The following is a 3,381-nucleotide window of genomic DNA, read 5'->3' on the forward strand; positions in this document are numbered from 1 at the left end:
CCGTGGCGCCCATGACGAAGTGCTGGTGACGTTGCTGGTGTGGCACATCGATGTCGGCGACTATGAACGGGCCTGNCAGCTCTCGGCCTATGCCCTGGAGCACCGGTTCACTCTGCCGGATCGCTATAACCGCACCTTGCCCACGCTGCTGCAGGATGACTTTGCCGGCGCCAGCCTGGGCGGCAAGTTGAAGGACGACCCCGCACGCGCAGCCAACATCCTGCAGCAGGTGCTGGCCATGACCGGCAATGCCGACACGCCAGACCAGGCGCGCGCCAAAGTGCATAAGGCGCTGGGCCTGGCCCTGCTGGAGCTGGTCAATCAGGTGGACGCCGAGAACATCACGGCGGCCTCTGCCGATCAGGCCACGGCCGCACTCCAGCACCTCACCCGTGCGAGCGAGCTGCATCAGGCGGCCGGCGTCAAGAAGGAAATCGAGCGGCTGGAACGGCGCCTGAAAAAGTTCGCCGAGCCGGCCAAGTAAAGAGCACCCCACGGCGCAGGGCGGCCCGGAACGGAAGCGGCACAGTTCGTCGGATGTTCCGGCCACCGCCCCCACTCTCTCCAAGACCATGAACTACCTTGATGACGTACCGGTGATACCGGGGCCGACCACGCCGGCCGATGTGAAAGACATCACCAATGACGGCTTTTTCCCTGACATCAGCATGTCTGCCATGCGCAACGCTATGCGGCTGGATTCAACGGTCACGGATGCCCGCCTGCGCCCGGCCCTGGTGGACGCAATCCTGACCACTAATCGGCTGCTGCGAGAGTGGCAAGCAGGCCACCTGGCCGGGGGCATCCAGACGCTGGATCAGGTACCCGCGCTCAAGGTGGACGGTGAAAGCCAGTACGTCGCGCACTACCGGCGCGCCGTCTACAGCTTCGCCAAGGCCGACATCTTCGAAAGCTATCGGGACTACGACACCACGGCGAGCGCCCTGACCGACAAGAAGAACATGGAATGGATGGATACCGCGCCGGACGTGCAGCGCCGTAATGGCCATTGGGCCATCAATGACATTCTCGGCCGCACGCACGCCACCGTGGAGCTGATCTGATGCAGGTACGCAGCCAGCAAGGCGACACGCTTGATGCACTGGTGTTTCGCTACCTGGGCGCCAGCAGCGGCTACGTGGAACAGGCGCTGGCCTTAAATCCGGCACTCGCCGCACTCGGCGCCGTGTTGCCGGCCGGGACCATCGTCACGCTGCCGGCCGCGCTGGAAGCATCGGCCACCACGCAAGACAGCATCAGCCTGTGGGACTGAACACATGAATACGAAATCACTGACAAGGGGAAACCAAGTTATGGCAGCAGAATCCGCGGGCGGCATCGCTGCCGTCCTGAAAATCTACGGCATCAAGGCGGTGCTGGGCATGGCAGGTGCTGCGCTGCTGTACATCGTCCTGCCGCCGCGCAATGCCGATGGCTCCTTCAATGAGAAGGAATTTGTGGTGCGCCTGGCCTGCGCGGGCGCGTTCTCGATCATGTTCGGCGACCTGGCGTTTTCGCTTCTGGTGCAACATGCATCCACCGTGGCCACCGTGCTAGGACCGAAGCCGGTCGATCTGATGGTGGGTGCGCCGGCCTGGTGGATTACGCGGGCCGTGGCGCTGTGGTTCCAACGGCGCCAGGGCAAGGACATTGCCGAGCTGGCGCGTGATGTGAAGGAAACGCTGTGAATCCACTCGACAATCGCCGCGCCTTCCTGGGCATGATCCGCTTTTCTGAGGGCACCTCGAACTCCCCGACTACGCGCGACCGCGGCTATGACCAGATTGTCGGCCGCACCCGCTTTACCAGCTATGCCGACCATCCTCGCGTGCGGGTCTACCTGCCGCGCTACAAGGTATGGTCCACCGCAGCCGGTGGCTATCAGTTGCTGATGCGTTACTACGACCATTACGCACCACTGCTGAAACTGAAGGGTTTTGCGCCGGACGTGCAGGATGCCATCGCCCTGCAGCAGATCAAGGAGTGCCGGGCGCTGCCCGATATCGATGCTGGCCGGCTGAGTGATGCAATCGCCAAGTGCAAGAACATCTGGGCGTCGTTGCCGGGTGCGGGCTACGGCCAGTTTGAACATCGTTATGCGGATCTGGAACAAGCCTTCCTCCGTGAAGGCGGCGACGCCATCGTGCTGCCGACGCTGAAAACCAGCGAGGAACTGCATTTGGCGTTTCTGGATGCGGGCGGGGTGTTGGCATGACGCTGACCGATGCCTGGCGCACCCGGTTGTGTGCCGGGCTCGGCGTCGGCTTACTGGCGGCGGCCTTTGCATCTGCCTGGGCAATCCAGGGATGGCGAAAGGATGCCGACATTGACCACCTGAAGGCCGGGATTGCCGTGGCCAATCAGGCGGTGGCGGACGCTAGGGCTGAACGCACGCAGAAGGTTCTACAGGCCGAGCGCAACGCACGCGATGCTATCCAGGCCATTACCGACAAGCTCACGAACGAAAGGGATGCCGCCCGCCATGAAAAAGACACTTACATTGCTGGCGTGCGCAGTGGCGCTATCCGGCTGTCAGTCCCCGTCACCGCTGCAATGCCAGCCGGGGCCAGTTGCCCAGGTTCCGCCACTACCGGGGGAGCTGGCCAGGAAGCGCGAGCCGAACTTACGCCAGCGGCAGCAGAGTTTCTTGACGACATCGCCAGCCAAGGCGATGACGCCATCCGACAAGCCAATGCCCTGATCAATGCCTATAATGCCTTGCGAGAAAAACTGAATGTACAAGCCCAACAATCTGCGGGACTACCTGCGCAAGGCCATTAAGGAACTGGCGCAGAACCCGGACAAGCTGCACATCTTCATCGATGAGGGCGGCACCCGCGCCACCGGGACGGCTGGCCTGTCCTTCGAGTATGAATACGTGCTGAATCTGATCTTGACCGATTTGGGTCTCGATCTTGATGTGGTATTTATTCCCCTCTTGGCATGGATGCGGGTTCACCAGCGAGAAGCCTTCGCCAATCCTGAGAACGCGAAGAAGGCCGTGCGTTTCGAGGTGGACATGAACAGCGCCCAATCTCTCGATCTGTCGATCAAGCTCACGCTCACCGAGCGCACCATCGTAAAACGTCAGGATGGTGGCCGGCTGCAAATTAGCCATGCAGCCGAACCGCAGCTCACCCCGCCCTTCGCCGACGACTTCTGGCAGCTCTACCGGGGCGATAGCCTGCTGGCCGAATGGGACGTGCCGAAGCTGCCATGAGTGATGACCTGCAACGACTGGGAGAATGGGCCCGCGCCCTCATCGCGAAAGTACAGCCAGCGCAACGGCGCCAGCTCGTGCGCCAGGTGGCCAACGATCTACGGCGCGAGCACGCCAGGATGATCGCGCAGCAGATAGCGCCGGACGGCACGCCCTATCCT

General features: G+C 62.4%; 8 protein-coding genes. All 8 read left to right on the top strand.

Annotated elements, in window-relative coordinates:
* The first annotated feature begins 37 nt into the window (after positions 1-37).
* Positions 38-484 (top strand): phage terminase small subunit, encoded by a 447-nt coding sequence (gpM, locus tag I5W_RS01710; RefSeq protein ID WP_441294711.1) that lies wholly within the window; start codon positions 38-40, stop codon positions 482-484.
* A gap of 88 nt (positions 485-572) precedes the next feature.
* Positions 573-1,064 (top strand): head completion/stabilization protein, encoded by a 492-nt coding sequence (locus I5W_RS01715; RefSeq protein WP_044527952.1) that lies wholly within the window; start codon positions 573-575, stop codon positions 1,062-1,064.
* Positions 1,064-1,273, top strand: a complete 210-nt coding sequence (locus tag I5W_RS01720) for a tail protein X (protein WP_017452849.1) — start codon at positions 1,064-1,066, stop codon at positions 1,271-1,273. The genes I5W_RS01715 and I5W_RS01720 overlap by 1 nt, the downstream gene beginning before the upstream one ends.
* Before the next feature lie 40 nt (positions 1,274-1,313).
* Positions 1,314-1,688 carry a hypothetical protein gene (locus I5W_RS01725; protein ID WP_044527953.1) on the top strand — a complete coding sequence of 125 codons (375 nt, stop codon included), beginning with the start codon at positions 1,314-1,316 and terminating at the stop codon, positions 1,686-1,688.
* Positions 1,685-2,215 carry a glycoside hydrolase family 24 protein gene (locus I5W_RS01730; protein WP_044527954.1) on the top strand — a complete coding sequence of 177 codons (531 nt, stop codon included), beginning with the start codon at positions 1,685-1,687 and terminating at the stop codon, positions 2,213-2,215. Before I5W_RS01725 ends, I5W_RS01730 begins: the two co-directional genes overlap by 4 nt.
* Complete coding sequence (locus I5W_RS01735; RefSeq protein ID WP_044527955.1) at positions 2,212-2,781, top strand: lysis system i-spanin subunit Rz; 570 nt, start codon at positions 2,212-2,214, stop codon at positions 2,779-2,781. Before I5W_RS01730 ends, I5W_RS01735 begins: the two co-directional genes overlap by 4 nt.
* Positions 2,735-3,220, top strand: coding sequence for a phage tail protein (locus tag I5W_RS01740; RefSeq protein ID WP_044527956.1), 486 nt, complete (start codon positions 2,735-2,737; stop codon positions 3,218-3,220). Before I5W_RS01735 ends, I5W_RS01740 begins: the two co-directional genes overlap by 47 nt.
* On the top strand, positions 3,217-3,381 hold a 165-nt coding region (locus tag I5W_RS29290), incomplete at its 3' end, for a phage virion morphogenesis protein (protein WP_199901689.1). The genes I5W_RS01740 and I5W_RS29290, both read left to right, overlap by 4 nt.

Origin of the sequence: Herbaspirillum sp. B65 (assembly GCF_000333555.1) — a bacterium.
GTDB classification, from domain to species: Bacteria; Pseudomonadota; Gammaproteobacteria; order Burkholderiales; family Burkholderiaceae_D; genus Herbaspirillum; species Herbaspirillum rubrisubalbicans.

Coding starts and splice junctions, on each gene's coding strand:
- I5W_RS01725 (WP_044527953.1), top strand. CDS start 1,314: ATGGCAGCAGAATCCGCGGGCGGCATCGCTGCCGTCCTGAAAATCTAC.
- I5W_RS01720 (WP_017452849.1), top strand. CDS start 1,064: ATGCAGGTACGCAGCCAGCAAGGCGACACGCTTGATGCACTGGTGTTT.
- I5W_RS01715 (WP_044527952.1), top strand. CDS start 573: ATGAACTACCTTGATGACGTACCGGTGATACCGGGGCCGACCACGCCG.
- I5W_RS01740 (WP_044527956.1), top strand. CDS start 2,735: ATGTACAAGCCCAACAATCTGCGGGACTACCTGCGCAAGGCCATTAAG.
- I5W_RS01735 (WP_044527955.1), top strand. CDS start 2,212: ATGACGCTGACCGATGCCTGGCGCACCCGGTTGTGTGCCGGGCTCGGC.